Source organism: Aeromonas fluvialis (assembly GCF_000819885.1).
GTDB lineage: Bacteria > Pseudomonadota > Gammaproteobacteria > Enterobacterales > Aeromonadaceae > Aeromonas > Aeromonas fluvialis.
Genome location: NZ_CDBO01000040.1, coordinates 121520 through 138468 on the forward strand (window position 1 = coordinate 121520; position 16949 = coordinate 138468).

The following is a 16949-nucleotide window of genomic DNA, read 5'->3' on the forward strand; positions in this document are numbered from 1 at the left end:
ACTACCCGGCTCAGACAAGAATCCATGTTGGCTCAGACCCATATCAAGCAACAACTGGACGCCCTGCGTCACAGCAACGTCAGCGGCTTCGTGCGGTTGCGAGTAGCGATCGAGACCCGCTCCTTTCTGGGCTGGCTCGCGGCGCAAACCCTCTATCCCCGCATCTACTGGCAGGCCCGTGGAGAGGATCGTCCCGAGTATGTTGCGCTGGGGGCCATCCATGAGCTGACCGAGCCGCACGCCATCAAGCGGGTGTGTGCCAACACGGCTAGCCAGCATCATGACGACAGCCCCCGCTACTATGGCGGACTGGCGTTCGATCCGGCCCAATCCGGTTGGCAAGGGTTTGGCCCCTGCCGTTTCGTGCTGCCCCGCATCGAGCTGGTGCGCCGTGGCGAGTGCGTCAGCCTCTGCCTCAACCTCTGGCTGGATGACGACAATCTGGAGGCCGAACTGCAAGCGGCCGAAGCCGCCCTCGATGCCCTGCGCCCGGAAGCGCCGCTGCCCGCCCTGCAAAAGCAGCCCTGGCAGCGACAGGATTGCCCCGGCCCCGCCCAGTGGCAAACCCTGGTAGAGCGCGTTACCGCCCCCGATTTTCAGGCGCACACCCCCAAGGTGGTGCTATCGCGGGAGAGCGTGCTGACCAGTCCGAACCATGATGCAGATATCAATCCCTGGACCATGCTCGACCAGTGGGCCCGCCACGCCCAGGACTGCTTCCACTTTGGTTTTCAATTCTCCCCCGAGCAGGCCTTTATCGCCTGCTCCCCCGAGCGGCTCTACCGCCGGGAAGGGAGACACCTCTTTACCGAGGCGCTGGCGGGCACCATCCGCCGCTCCGGCGATGAAGAGGTGGATGCCCAACTGGCCGCCGAGCTGCTGGCCGACAGCAAGAACCGGCTGGAGAACCGGCTGGTGCACGCCGACATCCTCAACCGACTGGCGCCACTGACCCACGATGCCAGCCTGACCGAGCCGCGCATTCTCAAACTCCGGCTGCTGCAACACCTCAAGTGCGATATCGAAGCCGAGCTCAAGCCCGGCGTCTGCGACTGGCAGTTGCTCGATACCCTCCACCCCACACCGGCGGTCGGCGGCGCCCCGCGCGAGGCGGCGCTGGCCTTTATCCGCGAGTTCGAGCCCTACGATCGGGGCTGGTACGCCGGTGCCTGCGGCATGTTGAGTCGGGAGACTTCCGAGTTCTCGGTCGCCATTCGCAGCGCCCGCATTCAGCCGGGCAGCGTCACCCTGTTTGCCGGTGCCGGCATTGTCGCCGGTTCCGAGCCTGTCGCCGAGTGGGCCGAGCTCGACAACAAGATCGCCAATGTGCTCTCCCTGCTGGGATAGTCATTCACCCTTTTCACGCTACGAGAGCCCCTATGCCCACCCGTAAAGAGCCTGCCAGCGAAGAGTTTGCCTGCCCCCCGTTTTCGAGCCAGCACGCCACCTTCAACCACGTCTGGTCCTCCCTCTTGCTGGAGGAGCTCTTTCGCCTCGGGGTGCGCGACATCGCGCTGGCCCCCGGCTCCCGCTCTGCGCCGCTGACCATGGCGGCTGCGGCGCATCAGGGCTTTCGTTGTCACCTGCACTTTGACGAGCGCGGCCTCGGCTTTATGGCGCTGGGGCTGGCCAAGGGGAGCAACCGGCCGGTGGCGGTGATCATGACCTCGGGCACAGCCGTGGCCAACCTCTGGCCCGCCGTGGCAGAGGCCCAGCTCACCGGTGTGCCGCTGATTATTCTCTCCGCCGATCGTCCTCCTGAGCTTATCGACAACGGTGCCAATCAGGCGATCGACCAGCAGGGGATCTTCGGCCACTACCCCGTCTATCAGCAGAATCTGCCGAGCCCCACCCCGACCATTCCGGCCGCTTTCGTGCTGAGCTCGGTAGATCAGGCGCTGGCCAGACAGACGCTCACCCCCGGGGTGGTGCACTTCAACTGCATGTACCCCGAGCCCCTCTACCCGGGCGAGCACTATCAGGATTTCTCGGACTATCTGGCCCCCCTCGGTGACTGGCTCGGCTCGCGCAAGCCATGGAGCCCGTGGCAACAGAGCGAGGCCACCTGCCCCCCTCAGGCACAGTGGGAAACCTTTCGGCAACAGCGCGGCATCGTTGTGGCTGGTCGCATTACCGACCCGAAGCAGGCACAGACCGCCGCCGCGCTGGCGGAGCAACTCGGCTGGCCGCTGCTGGCGGATCTGCAGAGCCAGATCCGCTTCGATAGCCGCAACCTCATCCATATGGATATGGCGCTCAACGACCCTGAATTCGTCGCCGAGCTGGGCCGGGCCGACGTGCTGTTGCAATTTGGCGCGCGGCTTGTCTCCAAGCGGCTTGGCCAGTTCATCAAACACCATTCATGGCAGGATTACTGGCTGGTGGATCCGCAACCGGCGCGGCTCGATCCCGACTACCGACTGCGCAACCGGCTGCTCTGCTGTGCCAGCGCCTTTGTCGCGGCCCATCCGGTCACCACCCGGGCCCCTTGGCACACATTGGCCGAGCTGCAACACAACGCCAGCCAGCAGATCGCCGCCGCCTGCAATCGCTTCTCGGAGCTCGGGGTCTGCCATCGCCTCAACCGCCTGATCGAAGGACAACTGTTTGTCGGCAACAGCATGCCGGCCCGACTGATGGATATGCTCGGTGAAACGGGCAAGGGGCCGAGCCGGGTGATGACCAACCGCGGTGCCTCTGGCATCGATGGCCTGATCGCCACCGCCTACGGTTTTGCCCAATCGGCCCGGCCGGGCAGCGATGAGCCCACCACCCTGCTGCTTGGCGATCTGAGCGCCCTGCACGATCTCAACAGCCTAGCCCTGCTTGGCAAGGCGAGCCGACCGCTGGTGGTGATCCTGCTCAACAACGATGGTGGCAGCATCTTCCGTATGTTGCCGGTGCCCACCGAAGGGGAGCTGCTGGAGAGCTACTACCGGCTGCCCCACGGCCTCAGCTTTGAACATGCCGCCGCCATGTTTGGCCTCGCCTATCGCGCACCGACCACCCTGGCCGAGTTCGAACGCGATTACCGCGCCGCCCTCCAACATGGCGTTACCTTGATCGAGATCCGGGTACCGAGCGAGCAGGTAGCCGATGATCTCAAGGCGCTGGGAGCCGCCATCCGTGAGCGGTAACAACACACCGCTGGTGCTGCTGCACGGCCTGCTGGGGGATGGCGGCGACTGGCAACCGGTGATCGACCGGCTGCCCGCCATCCACTGCATTGCCCTCGATCTGCCGGGTCACGGCCAGCATAGCGCTCTCAACGTCAGCGACTTTGAGCAGAGCCACCAGTGGCTGGTCGCCGAGCTGGCCAGCCGCAACATTGAACGCTATCTGCTGGCGGGTTACTCGCTGGGGGGGCGACTGGCCCTCTATCACGCCAGCCAAGAGCCCGCCGGGCTGCAGGGGCTGCTGCTGGAGAACTGCCACCCGGGGCTACCGGCCAGTGAACGGGCCGCCCGCATCCAGCATGATGAACAGTGGGCGCAGCGCTTCGAGCGCGAGCCGCTGGCCAACGTGCTGGGCGACTGGTACCGGCAAGGGGTGTTTGCCGACCTTGACGACGCGGCCCGGGCCCGCCAGATCGCCCGCCGCCTTGGCAACGACGGTCTGGGCATCGCCACCATGCTGCGCACCACCTCGCTCGGCAAGCAGCCGGATCTCGCCCCCTGGCTCATGGCGTGCCAGCTGCCGGTCACCTGGGTGAGTGGCCAGCGGGATCACAAATTCCATCAGCTGGCTTGCCAGCTGGCGAACCAAGATCGCAGAATCAACCACTTGGTGCTGGATGGCGGCCATAATCTGCACGCCCATCAGCCAGAATCCTTTGCCCGACTCCTCGCGGAGTGGGTCAACCAACAAGAAGAGACGAGTCATGATTGAAGCAATGACGGAAGCGGAACTGTACGCACCTGTTCAACATGCCGGGATTGCTCAACTCTATGTTCAACTCGGTGCTCAACTGCACTCGACCAGATCAGAAGGAAAAAACCATGATTGAAGCAATGACGGAAGCGGAACTGTACGCTCCTGTTGAGTGGCAGGATTGCTCCGCCGGTTACGAGGACATCCTCTATCACAAGTCCAACGATGGCATTGCCAAGATCACCATCAACCGTCCCCAGGTACGCAACGCCTTCCGTCCCCGCACCGTCAAAGAGATGCTGCAGGCGCTGGCCGATGCCCGTTATGACGATCAGATCGGCACCATCATCCTGACCGGTTTTGGCGAGAAAGCCTTCTGCGCCGGCGGCGACCAGAAGATCCGTGGCGACTACGGTGGATACCGCGATGATGAGGGAACTCACCACCTCAATGTGCTCGACTTCCAGCGCGACATCCGCACCTGTCCGAAACCTGTGGTTGCCATGGTGGCCGGTTACGCGGTCGGTGGCGGCCACGTGCTGCACATGATGTGTGACCTGACCATCGCCGCCGACAACGCCCAGTTTGGCCAGACCGGCCCGAAAGTGGGCTCCTTCGACGGCGGTTGGGGTGCTTCCTACATGGCTCGCATCGTCGGCCAGAAGAAAGCCCGTGAAATCTGGTTCCTCTGCCGCATGTACGATGCGAGCCAAGCCCTCGACATGGGTCTGGTCAACACCGTCGTGCCGTTGGCGGATCTGGAGCGCGAAACCGTGCGCTGGTGCCGTGAAATGCTGCAAAACAGCCCGATGGCGCTGCGCTGCCTGAAAGCCGCCCTCAACGCTGACTGTGATGGTCAGGCGGGCTTGCAGGAACTGGCGGGCAATGCCACCATGCTGTTCTACATGACCGAAGAGGGTCAGGAAGGCCGCAACGCCTTCAACGAAAAGCGTCGCCCCGACTTCTCCAAATACAAGCGGAACCCCTGATGACACTAGCCCTGTATCGCTATCAACTGCCTTTTACCCAGCCACTGACCTTTCACGGCAAGGTGGAGGTGGCGCGAGAGGGGCTGTTGGTGCACATCAACGACGGCTGGGGGGAAATCGCCCCCCTGCCCGGCTTCTCGAAAGAGAGTCTGCAACAGGCAGAGGCAGAAGCCCTTGCCACGCTGGCGGCCCTGGCCGCCGGCAACACCCCGAACCCCGTGCTGCCGTCGGTGCAATTTGGCCTCGACTGCGCGCGCCGGACATGGCCCGAGCAGCGCAACCCGCTGCCGGAGCCCTATCCCCTCATTCAAGGCTCCCCCCAGGAGCTGCTGAAAAACTGGAAAATGTGGCTGCATCGCACGCCCAGCAAGGCCAAGCTGAAGGTGGCGCGCTACCCGATGCGTGACGAGCTGGCGCTGATCCGCCTGCTGTGCGATCGCCTTCCCTCCCTCAAGCTGGTGCTGGACGCCAACCAGGGCTGGACCCGCGAGGAGGCTTGGGCCTTCTGCGGCCATCTCGACCCGAACCGCATCGAGTATCTGGAAGACCCTTGTGCCGACTTTGCCGACATCGCCTTTGTCGCCAACCGAACCGGCATGCCGGTGGCGCTGGATGAGCTGCTGGCGCAAGGCAAGCCGTGGGAGCCGATCCCGCAACTGCGCGCGCTGGTGCTCAAACCCACCCTGCTCGGTTCACTGGCCAACAGCGAAGCGCTGATCGCTCGCGCCCGCGAACTGCGGCTCAAGGTGATCATCTCCTCCTGCTTCGAATCGGATCTGGGCCTGAACCAGCTCTTTCATCTGGCAGGCGAATGGACGCCGGAACAGGCCCCGGGCCTCGATACCCGCCGCTGGATGGCAGGCAATCTGCTGGGGGACGATGGCAAACCGGATCTGAGCCGACTGGAGCAACTGTATTACCGTGATTGACCCCTCCCGTTCACCCGAACAGACGCTTTGCCCGGTACGCCACCGGGCAATTTCCACCCCGAACCACATTGCCATCCACACCGGCTCGCCCCTCAGTTACCGCCAGCTCGATGACCGCCTCAACAGCCTGTGCCAACAGCTGGAACAGGCCGGCGTGCGCCGTGGTGATCATCTGGCAGCGGTGGTGCGCGGGGCGCTGGAAGATGTGCTGCTGGCTTGGTCCTGCGTGCGCAGCGGCGTGGTGTTCTGCCCGCTCAATCCCGCCTTTCCCCTCGAAAAACAGCGCGAGCTGGCGGTGCAACTCGATGCCGACGCCTTCTGGTCGGCAGGGGAGATCCCGGCAGGCAACTGGCAATCCTTGCTGCTCGACTTCACATGCGAGCTGCTGGCAAGCGAGGAAGCGTGGCCGCTGGCATCGACCCAGCTCAACAACATGATCCTCACCTCGGGCTCCAGCGGCGCGCCGAAAGCGGTAGTGCACCGGCTCTGCAACCACCTTGCCTCGGCGCGCGGCTCTGCCACCCTCATGCCCCTCGATGAGGAATCCGGCTGGCTGCTCTCCCTGCCGCTGTTCCATGTCGGCGGCTACGCCATCCTGTTTCGGGTCTTTCTGGCGGGCGCCACGCTGGTGCTGGATCAGCGTGAACGCCCCCTCAAGGAGCGGTTGGAGTGCCAACCCATCACTCACTTGTCTCTGGTGCCGACCCAGCTCTGGCGCCTGCTGGCAGAGGGCTTTGACCCTGCTCGCACCCGCCTGCGCGAGTTGCTGCTCGGTGGCGCCGCCATCCCGCAACCGCTGGTGAGCCGCCTCTGTGCCATGGGGCTCGAACCCAAGGTGAGTTATGGCCTCTCCGAGATGGGTAGCCAGGTTTGCACCACCATCCCCGGCGATGCCGGTGTGGTCGGGCTCCCGCTACCGGGACGGGAAGTGTGCATCCGGGAGCAGGAGATCTGCGTGCGCGGCGCCACCCTGTTTGCCGGTTACTATCGGGCAGGCGAGCTGGAACTGCCCCTCGATGGCGAGGGCTGGTTTCATACCCGCGACAAGGGACGCTTCACTGCGGCAGGGGAACTGCTGGTCGAGGGGCGGCTCGACAACCTCTTCATCTCGGGGGGCGAAAACATCCAGCCCGAAACCATAGAGCAGCGACTGGTGGATCATCCCGCCATCGCCCAGGCGCTGGTGGTGCCGGTGCCGAGCGACGAGTGGGGGCAACGCCCCGCCGCCTTTATCGACTGGCACGGCGAGCCGCGGCCTTATGCCGAACTGGCCGCCTGGCTCCGCAGCGGCCTGCCCGGTTTTATGGTGCCCGACCACTGGCTCCCCTGGCCCGATCTTGGCGGCAATCTCAAACCCTCACGCCAACAGTTGGGCAAGGTTGCGCGACAACAGATCGCTCATCAATAGCGATAACCCCCGATCATCAGGATAGATGCACAAGAAGGCCATTTTATTGATTTGTCTGACATAAAAAACAGATGTCAGCAAGGGCAACGACTCCGCCCGCTGATAGCGCTTCACCTGCCCGAATGAGGCGCTCGCTCGCCGTCAAACCTGACGCCAGCGGCCGAGTTGTAATAGAATGCAGATAGCCTCCCCAACTCCAGACCCTGACCGCACCTCGCATGAAGAAGTTTGCCAAGATCCTCCTCGCCAGCCTGCTGATACTGCTGGCACTGATTGCCTCGGTGCTGGCCTATAGCGAATGGATCGTCTCGGATGCCCGCCACTACACCTACGATCAGGTGGATGAGGTGCCCTACAACCGGGTTGCGGTGGTGTTGGGCACCTCCAAATACCTCGCCGGTGGTGGCCCCAACTACTACTTCAAGTACCGTATCAAGGCAGCCGCCGAGCTCTACAACAATGCCAAGGTGGACTTCATCATCGTCTCCGGTGACAACGCCACCGTGCAGTACAACGAGCCGCGCCAGATGCATCGCGCCCTGATCAAGGCAGGAATCCCCGCCTCTGCCATCTATATGGATTTCGCCGGATTCCGCACCCTCGACTCTGTGGTTCGGGCCAGGGAGGTATTCGGTCAGAGTCACTTTACCGTGGTCTCCCAGGGCTTTCATAACGAGCGGGCCATTTTTATCGCCCGCCATTTCGGTATCGACGCGGTCGGCTTCAATGCCGAGGACCCCAGCGCCTATCAGGGGATCCGCACCCGGGTGCGAGAAGTCTTTGCCCGCCTGATGGGGCTGGTCGACCTCTACGTGCTGGACAAGGGGCCCAAGTTTCTCGGAGAGCCGGTCCCCATCGGTCTGCCTGTGCCTTGCCACTCGCTGAGCACTCTCGGCACCCTGCACCCCTGCCTCGCACAACCCAAACCGGCGGTGGATGAGGTTAAGCCAGCGGCGGCAACGGCGCCACTCACTCCCGCTAAAGCCGCCGCCGAGGCGCCTACCCTCATCCAGCCCACATTGCCGATCGCCCCTTCGGCCGCCAGCACCGACCCGGCTGCCCCCTAAACAGAGGACCCGCCAGCGGATTGATCTGCCGAGCCAGACGGGTCGTATCAGGGTGACGGGTCGCGGCATAGATCATCGCAGGGGGGAATAGCAATGAATGAGAGCGTGGTAGTAATAGGGGCTGGCGGCGGGATCGGGGCGGCTCTGGTGGTACACTGGCTGGCGACGGGTGCCGGGCCAGTGATTGCCATCAGTCGTCAACCCGTACCAGCGGGCCTCTCATCGCCGGCTCTTCACTGGATCCGTTGCGATTACAGCGATGAGCAGATGGCAGACGTGGTGGCCTGCATCGCGCAGTTGGCGCCAAGACCGCACCGTGTGGTGATCTGCAACGGCATCCTGCATCAGGGGGAGATCCAGCCAGAGAAGCGGCTGGAAGCGCTCAATCTCGACGCCATGACCCGCCTCTATCAGACCAACGCCTTGCTGCCGCTGCGCTGGATAAGCCAGCTGCTGCCACTGTTTGGCCGCGAGCCCTGCACTCTGGCCGTGCTCAGCGCACGGGTCGGCAGCATTGGCGACAACCGCGCTGGCGGCTGGTATGGCTATCGTGCATCCAAGGCAGCCCTCAACATGCTGCTCAAGTGTGCCGCCATCGAGCTGGCCCGGCGGGCCCCCGGCGTCAAATTGCTGGCCTTCCATCCCGGCACCGTGGATACCCAACTATCCCGCCCGTTTCACGCCAATGTACCGGCGGGAAAGGTGCAGAGTCCCGAGCAGGTAGCCGACCATCTGATTAACCTGATGAACCGGCTGCAACCGGATGGCGAACTGAGCTTTCTCGACTGGCAGGGCAAACCTATCGAGTGGTAGAGGAACTCAGGAGACGCGCCAGCAGCGCCCGCAAGCTCTTGATCACGGCGGGCTTGCCAGCCAGTTGCAACCTCGCAGCCAGTCTTCCCCAGTCAGCATATTGCCAGATGGTGGCGATCAGAAGATAACGCTCTTCAGGAGTCAGTGAACCCAGCACAGCCAGATGGCGCACCAGCCACAGCTGCAAGCTGGATTGGCTCAGTTCGAACGGCTTGTGATGCAGGGCAAAGCACTCAACCTCATCGCGCTCGTACTCGCCAAGCTCCGCTGCGGTAGCGGTGCTGCCTTGCAGACATTGCCATACCAGCTCGGGATCCAATCCTTTCAACTCACCCGCCAGCAGGGTCGGCAGCTGGCGTACAAAACGCTGCTGCCATTGATTCAACTCGATCTCATGCTCGGGTTTCAGCGCTTTGAGCAGCAGGGCTGCGTGACAGCCGCTGGCGGCATCCCGCTGCAGGCCGATGCGCAGCACCGTCAGTCCTGCCTTGCGCCAGAAGGGGAGCAGGTCGGCGCTAGCCGAAAAGGCAGAACCGAGGTAATCGATCCCCGCCTGACGATAATGTTCTTCAAGCCTGCCAAGCAGCAGCGAACCCAGTCCGTGGCGGTGCAGCTCGGGGTGGATGGCGATACGCATCACCCGGGCGTAACTACGCCCCCCCGCCGTTTTAAAACCGGCGTGGGCCAGCAGCGACTGGGGCAGCAGATGGCCGCGCGGACGGCGGCGACCGGCCCAGATCGCCTCGGCCAGTTCGGGATCTATCTCCCCTTCCCGCGCCACCAGCGCCACCCCCAGCAGGCTCGCATCCTGCTCCAGCAGATGGATGTCGAGATCCGGGCTCTCCAGCAGGGATCTGAGATCGCTCGGCGTGGTCTGGTAGTGGGCCAGCACCAGCAAGCCGAAGAGCTGGTTGAGCAATGCCTCGTCGCTCGCCAGCGCCTCCTGACTGACCAGACGCCAGCTCGGGCTGGTCGGCGGCAAGGGCGTTGCCACTTCGGCATTGAGGCCGAGCAGGCGGAAAATCAGCGGCTCCAGCGGATCGCGCTCACTCCAGCGGATGGGCTCAGAGAGGTGGATCTCCTGCCACTGCGGGGTCTGACTATCGAGCACCCGCTTGAAGCGCAGGTGAAAACCGCGTCCCGTCCCCTCGTAACCGTGCTCGGTAGTGGCAAACACGATGCGGCTGTGGCGGGCCAGCATAGCCTCGAGCAGCGGGCTAGGAATGGCAGCCGCTTCATCCACCAGCAGCAGATCGGGATTCATCGCCTCTTGCACCAGCCGATCCGGCGAACAGTAGCTCAGCCCGGTCAGCTGTTCAGGCGTGGTATCTAGCCCGCGAGCGGCGTGGGCAAACAGGGTCGCCACCGTCGCCTGCGAGGGGGCCGTCACCACTATGTGCAGCCCGGGCTGCTGGCGCAGCAGCTCGGCGGCAGCCAGCCCCAGCAGTGCACTCTTGCCACGGCCGCGGTCGGCGCTCAGCACCAGCGGCCGACGACGATGGCCGTGCAACACCTTGTGGATGGCGGGTAGTGCCCGTGCCTGGTCGTCACTCAACGCCCGCTCCGGCCCAAGCAGTTGCCACGGTAACGAGCAAACCGGCAGCTCCAGAGAGAGGGCAGGATCACCCTCCAGCAACCGCACCAGCCGGGCGATAAAGCCGTGGCCCGCCCGGCTCGCCTGCTCCGGCTGGGCCACCAGCCGAATCCGGTCGGGATCCGGCCATGCAGGCCACTGTGTTCTGGGCGGGGTCAGCAGCAACAGCAAGCCACCGGCACGCAGGGTGCCTGCCAGCGCTCCGAATGCGTCGGGGTGAAAACCGCTGAACGTATTGAAGACGAGCGTGTCACACTCCTGACCGAGCCGCTGCAGCGCCTTGGCGGCCGGTTGCGGGGCATAACACTCAGGCCCGGCGCCCAGCCAAAATACGGTCTCGCCGAGCAGGGATTGGGCGCGGGCAATGCACTCGACCTCCTCCCCCTCCAGCCAGATCAGGCGCCGCTCGCCGGCGCGGGCCAACGCCTCGCGCAGGCTGTTGAGCTCAGGGGGCGTCATGAAGCTTGGCGGTCAGCCGGTTTGCGGGGCTCGAACATGCGATCCCCCATCTGATCGATAAAGGTGTGTGCCTTCTGCACCATGAAACGCTCGGCATCGGCCGGATTGGCAAACAGATCGGAGCGGATGAAACGGTGGGTTTGCAGCACGCCGTCCAGCTCCTTGGTGATGCGCCCCGCCAACCGATACTGGCCACCTTCGGCCATGGGTTCCGGATAAATGAGATAGCCGGCATATTCGGTGGGAGTGACTTCAGGCGCCTTGGTCGGCTCGCCCCCGAACAGGGCGCTGAACAGTTTCTTGAGCATGGTGATCTCCTCTGGTTGCCAGCATTGTCCCCAAGGGGTTGCACAGTGGCAAGCAAGGGATCTTATTACCAATGGTTACTTGCATTACGAACCATTCTCATTTAGATTTCACTCAATTCCACAAGAGGTGACCATCATGTACGTCTGTTTGTGCCGTGGCATCACAGATACCCAGATCCGCAAGGCAGTGCAGTCAGGTAAAAGCGAATTCCGCCAGCTCAAGCAATCGCTCGAGGTGGGTGCCCAATGTGGCAAATGCGTGCGCATGACCATGGAGATCATTGCCGCCGAACTCGACAAGATGGAGCAGGAGCAACCCGTGCTCTACTACGAAGTGGCCTGATCCGGACACCTTTTTTCTGATGCGATCCGCCAACAGGGTCACCCTTCTCTCAAGCGAGCTGGCTCGCAGACCTCTTGTTGTCACTTTTCTGGACTAAGCTCTAACGATTGAAGCCTCAGGCACGAACCAAGGAGCACTGTCGATGAAAGGAGACCCCAAGATCATTGCCCACCTCAACAAGGTGCTGGCCAATGAGCTGATTGCCATCAACCAATACTTCCTGCACGCCCGCATCTACGATGACTGGGGCCTCAAGGCGCTCGGGCACAAGGAGTATCACGAGTCCATCGATGAGATGAAGCACGCCGACGAGCTGGTCAAGCGGGTGCTGTTTCTCGAAGGGCTGCCCAACTTGCAGGATCTCGGCAAGCTGCGCATCGGCGAGACCGTCGAAGAGATGCTGCGCTGCGATCTGTCACTGGAGATGGACGCCATCCCCGACCTGAAAGTGGCCATCGCCTACGCCGAATCGGTGCAGGATTACATCAGCCGCGACCTGTTTCAGGAAATACTTGAAGATGAGGAGGAGCACGTGGACTGGCTGGAGACCCAGCTCGACCTTATCGATCGCATCGGGCTGGAGAACTATCAGCAGTCACAGCTGCACCACGGCTCCTGAGCCCACAGGACCCAAAATACAGAGACCCGCCAGCGCGGGTCTCTTCATTTGGGCCGCCATTCATTGGGCCACTATTGACTGAAAACTTTTCGACAGGATCACAGTTAATACGCCCGGCGCAGCATCTGTCACGGCTTTCGATTAGGATACGGCTCTACTCAAACAACACTGCTACGGATGATGTCCATGGAACAGATTGCACGCGAGATGGCACCCCACAAGCGGGTCGCACTGGTGGCTCACGACAACATGAAGACCCCTCTGCTGAACTGGGTGATGCGCCGCAAGGAGGAGCTCAAACTCCACCACCTCTATGCGACCGGCACCACAGGCACCATGCTCGGCAAAAAGGCGCAGTTGCCCATCACCTGCCTCTTCTCCGGCCCCATGGGTGGCGACCAGCAGCTCGGCGCCCTGATCGCCGAAGGGAAGATCGACGTGCTGATCTTCTTCTGGGATCCGCTCAATGCGGTGCCCCACGATCCGGATGTGAAGGCGCTGCTGCGCCTCGCGGCGGTCTGGAACATCCCGGTCGCCACCAACGAAGCGACCGCCGACTTCATCATGGACAGCCCCCACATGCAGCAGGCGTTCAGCGTACAGATCCCGGATTACGCCAGCTACCTCAAGGCGCGCACCGAGTGATCGGCTAACCCATCATGCAAGAGGGCCGCAACAAGCGGCCCTCTTTTATTGGGAAAATGAATCAGCCAGGGAAACAAACCGGCACCGGCTTATAGTGCCCGGGCGAGAATGCGCGCCACCCGATCCGGGTCGATATCCTGCTGCTCACCGAGCGCGGTGCGCCCAACCCGTTTGAGGTTGGAGCAGATCGCCGGAATGCAGCTCTCGCTGAGACCATAGTCCGCCAGCCGGGTGCCCAGCCCCATCTTCTGGAAGAACTGCTCGGTGCGGATGATCGCCTCTTCGATGCGAAATGCCTTGTCCTCACGGGTTGAATGCCACACCCGCTCAGCAAACTGGGCCAGCTTGTCCTGCTTCTGGCTCGCCCGCTCACGCAGCAGCGAGGGGAGCACCACCGCCAGACTCTGGCCATGATCCAGCCCGTAGAGCGACGTCAGCTGATGGCCAATGGCGTGAGCGGCCCAATCCTGCGGCACCCCGCAACCGATAAGGCCATTGAGCGCCAGGCTGGCGGCCCACATCAGATTGGCCCGCACCTGATAGTTGGTCGGCTCCGCCAGCGCCTTGGGGCCGTTCTCCACCAGCACCTGCAGCAGCCCCTCCGCCAGCCGATCCTGCACCTCGCCGCCGACCGGAAAGGTGAGGTACTGCTCGGCGATATGGACGAAGGCATCCACCACCCCGTTGCCGGTCTGGCGCGGCGGCAGGCTGTAGGTGGTCGCCGGATCGAGTACCGCAAATTGCGGCTGCACCAGCGGACTTCTGAAGGAGATCTTCACATCCCCCCGGCTCACTACCGAGGTGGGATTGTTCTCGGATCCGGTGGCAGGCAGGGTCAGCACACAGCCCATCGGTAACGCCTTGTGCACGCTCGCCTGCTTGCCGCAGATATCCCAGGGATCATCCCCCTCGTAGCAGGCCGCCGCCGCGACAAACTTGGTGCCATCGACTACCGAGCCGCCGCCGACCGCTAGCAGGAAGTCGATGCGCTCGCGCTTCACCAGCGCCACCGCCTCCATCAGCAGTTCGTATCTGGGATTAGCGCCGATGCCGGAGAACTCCTGCCACGTCACCCCTTCCAGCGCCCGGGTCAACTGCTCATAGACGCCGTTTTGCTTGATGCTGCCGCCGCCATAGAGCACCAACAGCCGACTGCCGGGCGGGATCAGCTCCGGCAGACAGGCAATCTGCCCCTCACCAAAACAGATGCGGGTCGGGTTGGTATATTGGAAGTTGTACACGGCGGGATCCTCGACTTGAACAGAGCGGGGACATTGTGCGCCTGTGAGGGGGTGAGGTCAAAAGAGGTGGCAGAAGCTTGCCCATCGGTGCCGATCGGGTAGATATCAGAACAGCGGCAGGATCAGGCAGTTTTGGCCTCATCTGTGGATGAGCTCTGCTTGCCGGTCAGGCGATCCATCGCCTCCTTGAGCATCTTCTCTCGCTGCTCGTTGAGCGGCTTGCTCTGCTCCGCCCGCTCTTCCGGCGTCAGCGTCTTGTTGTCGGCGATGGTCTTGAGCTTCTCTTCGATCTCGTTGAACTTCTTGCGATCGAAACCGAGCGCCTTGTCCACCAGCTGCTGCACTGCGCCCCCCTTGTCGGAGCTCATATCCAGCGCCGGTGGCAGCTTGTTGTTCTTGGCAAGGTGTTCGTAGGTCAGCACCTGCTGGGCCTGGCTGGTCATGCGCTGGCTGGAGAGGCTGACCATCTCCTCCCAGCCACCGCCCTGACCGCCGCTACTGGCACTGTTGAGGGTAGCGAGGGCGCGGTTGTTGGATGCGCTCTGGGCAAGCTGCTGGCTGTAGGGTTTGATATCCATGGGGGCTCCAATTCAGTGCTCATCTGCGGCAATGGGCACAGGCTGATCCGGTCACATGGGGCGTCAGGCCCCACCATTATCAATTAAACCAGCAAGTTACAGGCCAACTTGTCAGATGGTGCAAGATCCCGCGCTATGGCGGATCTCACCACGTCCCCCACGCAAGCTGGCGTCAGAATCATGACTCATCTGCTGCCGGCTCTCGCTGTTTTGGCACATTTCGCCGCCAGCTCGCCTCGACGCCAGATAGCTGATGACCGATCTGACCAAGTGCAGCGAGAAGAAATATTCGGAAGAGGAGTTCAAAAAGATCATGAGTCTGTGACCGGCTCACCAACGCAAAGAGGCTCCAACGGGAGCCTCTTTTGCTTTCATCACCTGCCGCAATCAGCGGCGGCTGATAGTGAGCGGGCCGAAGGTCTGGGCCACCGGCATGATCTCGATGCTGTTGATGTTGACGTGGGCCGGTTGCTGGCTCACCCAGAGCACGGTATTGGCGATATCTTCCGGCTGGATAGCCTCCACCCCCTGATAGACGGAGGCCGCCTTGGCATCGTCACCGTGGAAGCGCACGTTGGAGAACTCGGTGCCGCCGCACAGACCCGGCTCAACGTTGGTGACGCGGATGGCGGTGCCCGCCAGATCTGCGCGCAGGTTGAGGCTGAACTGCTTCACGAACGCCTTGGTGGCGCCGTAGACGTTGCCGCCCGGATAGGGGTAGGTGCCGGCGATGGAGCCGATGTTAATGACGTGGCCGCGATTGCGCGCCACCATGCCCGGCAGCAGCAGGCGGGTGAGCAGGGTCAGACCGCTGATGTTGGTGGCGATCATCTGCTCCCAATCCTCGAGATCCGCCTTGTGGGCCGGCTCCAGCCCCAGCGCCAGACCGGCGTTGTTGACCAGCAGATCCACCTCGCTCCACTCGGCTGGCAGAGCGGCGATGGCAGCGCGGGTGGCCGCCTTGTCCTGCACATCGAACGCCAGCGGCAGGAACTGCTCGCCCAGCTCGTCAGCCAGCACAGCCAGCCGCTCGGCACGGCGACCGGTGCCGATGACCTTGTAGCCCGCCTGCACCAGCTGGCGGCTGATGGCCTCACCAAAACCGGACGAGGCGCCCGTTACCATTGCAATCATCTGAACCTCCATTATCTCAACCGATATTGTTATTTATGTTGTTGAAACCAATCTGATTTATTCATCGCTCAATTCACGTCCGGTCGCCTTGCGCCAGACAAATACCACCATATGGAGCAGAAAGAGGGCCGAACCACCCAGCGCAAACAGCAGGCCGGTGAGGGCGTTGACCGAGGTGTCGGCGCCGCACCACCACCAGACCAGCCAGCCACTCAGGCCGATGACAAAAGTCTGGATGGCGCAGACCGGACAGCGCCCCAGCTTGGCCCTGATGGCGGTGGCAAGACAGTTGTCGCAGCTCATCCTGCTCCTCGATTCTGCTCGTTCAACATGATCAGTTGGCCTGTGAAGACGGCTTGCGCGCCTGAGTGCGAGCCACTCTGCGCCGCTCACGCTCCTCGTCGCTCACCAGCGGCAGCACCAGCCGGTGGGCATGCTGGTCGCGGCCATAGTAGTCCGCCAGCCGCTGCTGGGGACGAAATCCCAATCCCTGATAGAGCGCCAGCGCCTCTGCGTTGGCATCCCCCACTTCGAGGCGAATCGCCCCCCAGCCAGCGGCCTTGCCCTCGTGGATCACCTGCTCCAGCAGACGGCGGGCCCAGCCCAGACGACGCACAGTCCAGCGGATGGCGAGGGCCTGAATGACCAGCCGATCCCAGCCTCTGTGCTCCAGCAGGCAGAGATAGCCCATCAGCTGATGTTTCTCATCCAGCAGCAACAGGGTGCGCCCCTTGGCGTGGGCCAGCAGATAGTGCCAGCGGTTGCGGCCAAAGGCGACTTCGGGGGGAAAACAGTAGCGTTCCAGATTAACGATGGCGCCCAGATCATCGGTTCGGGCCGCACGCACGGTCAACACGGGGAGTCCTTGTTCGGTTATTTATCTTCAGCACCAACAATGCGACTTGTATCACAAGTTACCAAAGCGTCATATTAGGCACTGTAACCTCTTGTT

At 62.8% G+C, this 16949-nt stretch carries 19 protein-coding genes; 12 read left to right on the forward strand and 7 right to left on the reverse strand.

Translation table 11 applies throughout. The annotated features are described in order from the left end of the window. The first annotated feature begins 24 nt into the window (after positions 1-24). The 9 genes from BN1125_RS09115 (at position 25) to BN1125_RS09150 (ending at position 9076) form a co-directional block, all read left to right on the forward strand. Entirely contained in the window at positions 25-1347 is a 1323-nt protein-coding gene (locus BN1125_RS09115; protein ID WP_042011935.1) for an isochorismate synthase, read from the forward strand. Positions 1348-1379: 32 nt separating this feature from the next. Further along, the gene (gene menD / locus BN1125_RS09120) at positions 1380-3137 is read left to right on the forward strand and encodes a 2-succinyl-5-enolpyruvyl-6-hydroxy-3-cyclohexene-1-carboxylic-acid synthase (protein ID WP_042011936.1); all 1758 of its coding nucleotides are present in this window, start codon (positions 1380-1382) and stop codon (positions 3135-3137) included. Further along, the gene (menH, locus tag BN1125_RS09125) at positions 3097-3888 is read left to right on the forward strand and encodes a 2-succinyl-6-hydroxy-2,4-cyclohexadiene-1-carboxylate synthase (protein WP_042011938.1); all 792 of its coding nucleotides are present in this window, start codon (positions 3097-3099) and stop codon (positions 3886-3888) included. Before menD ends, menH begins: the two co-directional genes overlap by 41 nt. Further along, positions 3881-4006, forward strand: a complete 126-nt coding sequence (locus BN1125_RS19680; RefSeq protein WP_280136069.1) for a hypothetical protein — start codon at positions 3881-3883, stop codon at positions 4004-4006. The genes menH and BN1125_RS19680 overlap by 8 nt, the downstream gene beginning before the upstream one ends. Continuing rightward, entirely contained in the window at positions 3999-4859 is an 861-nt protein-coding gene (gene menB, locus BN1125_RS09130; RefSeq protein ID WP_042011940.1) for a 1,4-dihydroxy-2-naphthoyl-CoA synthase, read from the forward strand. The genes BN1125_RS19680 and menB overlap by 8 nt, the downstream gene beginning before the upstream one ends. Further along, on the forward strand, positions 4859-5788 hold the full coding sequence (menC, locus tag BN1125_RS09135) for an o-succinylbenzoate synthase (RefSeq protein WP_042011942.1): 930 nt from the start codon (positions 4859-4861) through the stop codon (positions 5786-5788). The genes menB and menC overlap by 1 nt, the downstream gene beginning before the upstream one ends. Further along, positions 5781-7196 (forward strand): o-succinylbenzoate--CoA ligase, encoded by a 1416-nt coding sequence (menE, locus tag BN1125_RS09140; RefSeq protein WP_042011944.1) that lies wholly within the window; start codon positions 5781-5783, stop codon positions 7194-7196. Before menC ends, menE begins: the two co-directional genes overlap by 8 nt. A gap of 218 nt (positions 7197-7414) precedes the next feature. Next, complete coding sequence (locus BN1125_RS09145; protein WP_042011945.1) at positions 7415-8263, forward strand: SanA/YdcF family protein; 849 nt, start codon at positions 7415-7417, stop codon at positions 8261-8263. Between the two features lie 93 nt (positions 8264-8356). Beyond that, the gene (locus BN1125_RS09150) at positions 8357-9076 is read left to right on the forward strand and encodes an SDR family NAD(P)-dependent oxidoreductase (protein WP_042011946.1); all 720 of its coding nucleotides are present in this window, start codon (positions 8357-8359) and stop codon (positions 9074-9076) included. Here the strand turns inward: BN1125_RS09150 and BN1125_RS09155 are convergent. Beyond that, positions 9063-11129, reverse strand: coding sequence for a tRNA(Met) cytidine acetyltransferase TmcA (locus BN1125_RS09155; RefSeq protein WP_042011947.1), 2067 nt, complete (start codon positions 11127-11129; stop codon positions 9063-9065). The two genes, BN1125_RS09150 and BN1125_RS09155, sit on opposite strands and share 14 nt — an antisense overlap. After that, positions 11126-11437, reverse strand: a complete 312-nt coding sequence (locus BN1125_RS09160) for an HlyU family transcriptional regulator (protein ID WP_042011948.1) — start codon at positions 11435-11437, stop codon at positions 11126-11128. Before BN1125_RS09160 ends, BN1125_RS09155 begins: the two co-directional genes overlap by 4 nt. Before the next feature lie 136 nt (positions 11438-11573). Here BN1125_RS09160 and BN1125_RS09165 point away from each other — a divergent pair, with 136 nt between their 5' ends. The 3 genes from BN1125_RS09165 (at position 11574) to BN1125_RS09175 (ending at position 13044) form a co-directional block, all read left to right on the forward strand. Next, on the forward strand, positions 11574-11780 hold the full coding sequence (locus BN1125_RS09165) for a bacterioferritin-associated ferredoxin (RefSeq protein ID WP_005335965.1): 207 nt from the start codon (positions 11574-11576) through the stop codon (positions 11778-11780). 142 nt (positions 11781-11922) lie between these two features. Then, on the forward strand, positions 11923-12399 hold the full coding sequence (bfr, locus tag BN1125_RS09170; protein ID WP_005354959.1) for a bacterioferritin: 477 nt from the start codon (positions 11923-11925) through the stop codon (positions 12397-12399). A 186-nt stretch (positions 12400-12585) separates the two neighbouring features. Then, positions 12586-13044 (forward strand): methylglyoxal synthase, encoded by a 459-nt coding sequence (locus tag BN1125_RS09175; protein WP_042011950.1) that lies wholly within the window; start codon positions 12586-12588, stop codon positions 13042-13044. An 89-nt stretch (positions 13045-13133) separates the two neighbouring features. On the opposite strand, the gene BN1125_RS09180 is transcribed toward BN1125_RS09175, so the two are convergent. From BN1125_RS09180 to BN1125_RS09200, 5 genes are all read right to left on the reverse strand, one after another. Beyond that, complete coding sequence (locus tag BN1125_RS09180; protein ID WP_042011951.1) at positions 13134-14285, reverse strand: iron-containing alcohol dehydrogenase; 1152 nt, start codon at positions 14283-14285, stop codon at positions 13134-13136. 122 nt (positions 14286-14407) lie between these two features. Continuing rightward, complete coding sequence (locus BN1125_RS09185; RefSeq protein ID WP_042011952.1) at positions 14408-14863, reverse strand: hypothetical protein; 456 nt, start codon at positions 14861-14863, stop codon at positions 14408-14410. Between the two features lie 387 nt (positions 14864-15250). Further along, complete coding sequence (locus BN1125_RS09190; RefSeq protein WP_042011954.1) at positions 15251-15997, reverse strand: SDR family oxidoreductase; 747 nt, start codon at positions 15995-15997, stop codon at positions 15251-15253. A gap of 57 nt (positions 15998-16054) precedes the next feature. Continuing rightward, positions 16055-16300 carry a DUF3624 domain-containing protein gene (locus tag BN1125_RS09195; protein WP_042011956.1) on the reverse strand — a complete coding sequence of 82 codons (246 nt, stop codon included), beginning with the start codon at positions 16298-16300 and terminating at the stop codon, positions 16055-16057. Between the two features lie 31 nt (positions 16301-16331). Next, complete coding sequence (locus tag BN1125_RS09200; RefSeq protein ID WP_042011957.1) at positions 16332-16853, reverse strand: GNAT family N-acetyltransferase; 522 nt, start codon at positions 16851-16853, stop codon at positions 16332-16334. Between the last annotated feature and the right edge of the window lie 96 nt (positions 16854-16949).

What these genes read in the sequence shown, in the direction of transcription:
- BN1125_RS09175 (WP_042011950.1), top strand. Translation starts at nt 12,586, where the DNA reads ATGGAACAGATTGCACGCGAGATGGCACCCCACAAGCGGGTCGCACTG.
- BN1125_RS09165 (WP_005335965.1), top strand. Translation starts at nt 11,574, where the DNA reads ATGTACGTCTGTTTGTGCCGTGGCATCACAGATACCCAGATCCGCAAG.
- menB (WP_042011940.1), top strand. Translation starts at nt 3,999, where the DNA reads ATGATTGAAGCAATGACGGAAGCGGAACTGTACGCTCCTGTTGAGTGG.
- BN1125_RS09185 (WP_042011952.1), bottom strand. Translation starts at nt 14,863, where the DNA reads ATGGATATCAAACCCTACAGCCAGCAGCTTGCCCAGAGCGCATCCAAC.
- BN1125_RS09115 (WP_042011935.1), top strand. Translation starts at nt 25, where the DNA reads ATGTTGGCTCAGACCCATATCAAGCAACAACTGGACGCCCTGCGTCAC.
- menC (WP_042011942.1), top strand. Translation starts at nt 4,859, where the DNA reads ATGACACTAGCCCTGTATCGCTATCAACTGCCTTTTACCCAGCCACTG.
- BN1125_RS09150 (WP_042011946.1), top strand. Translation starts at nt 8,357, where the DNA reads ATGAATGAGAGCGTGGTAGTAATAGGGGCTGGCGGCGGGATCGGGGCG.
- BN1125_RS09190 (WP_042011954.1), bottom strand. Translation starts at nt 15,997, where the DNA reads ATGATTGCAATGGTAACGGGCGCCTCGTCCGGTTTTGGTGAGGCCATC.
- menH (WP_042011938.1), top strand. Translation starts at nt 3,097, where the DNA reads ATGATCTCAAGGCGCTGGGAGCCGCCATCCGTGAGCGGTAACAACACA.
- BN1125_RS09195 (WP_042011956.1), bottom strand. Translation starts at nt 16,300, where the DNA reads ATGAGCTGCGACAACTGTCTTGCCACCGCCATCAGGGCCAAGCTGGGG.
- BN1125_RS09145 (WP_042011945.1), top strand. Translation starts at nt 7,415, where the DNA reads ATGAAGAAGTTTGCCAAGATCCTCCTCGCCAGCCTGCTGATACTGCTG.
- BN1125_RS09160 (WP_042011948.1), bottom strand. Translation starts at nt 11,437, where the DNA reads ATGCTCAAGAAACTGTTCAGCGCCCTGTTCGGGGGCGAGCCGACCAAG.
- BN1125_RS19680 (WP_280136069.1), top strand. Translation starts at nt 3,881, where the DNA reads ATGATTGAAGCAATGACGGAAGCGGAACTGTACGCACCTGTTCAACAT.
- menD (WP_042011936.1), top strand. Translation starts at nt 1,380, where the DNA reads ATGCCCACCCGTAAAGAGCCTGCCAGCGAAGAGTTTGCCTGCCCCCCG.
- bfr (WP_005354959.1), top strand. Translation starts at nt 11,923, where the DNA reads ATGAAAGGAGACCCCAAGATCATTGCCCACCTCAACAAGGTGCTGGCC.
- BN1125_RS09155 (WP_042011947.1), bottom strand. Translation starts at nt 11,129, where the DNA reads ATGACGCCCCCTGAGCTCAACAGCCTGCGCGAGGCGTTGGCCCGCGCC.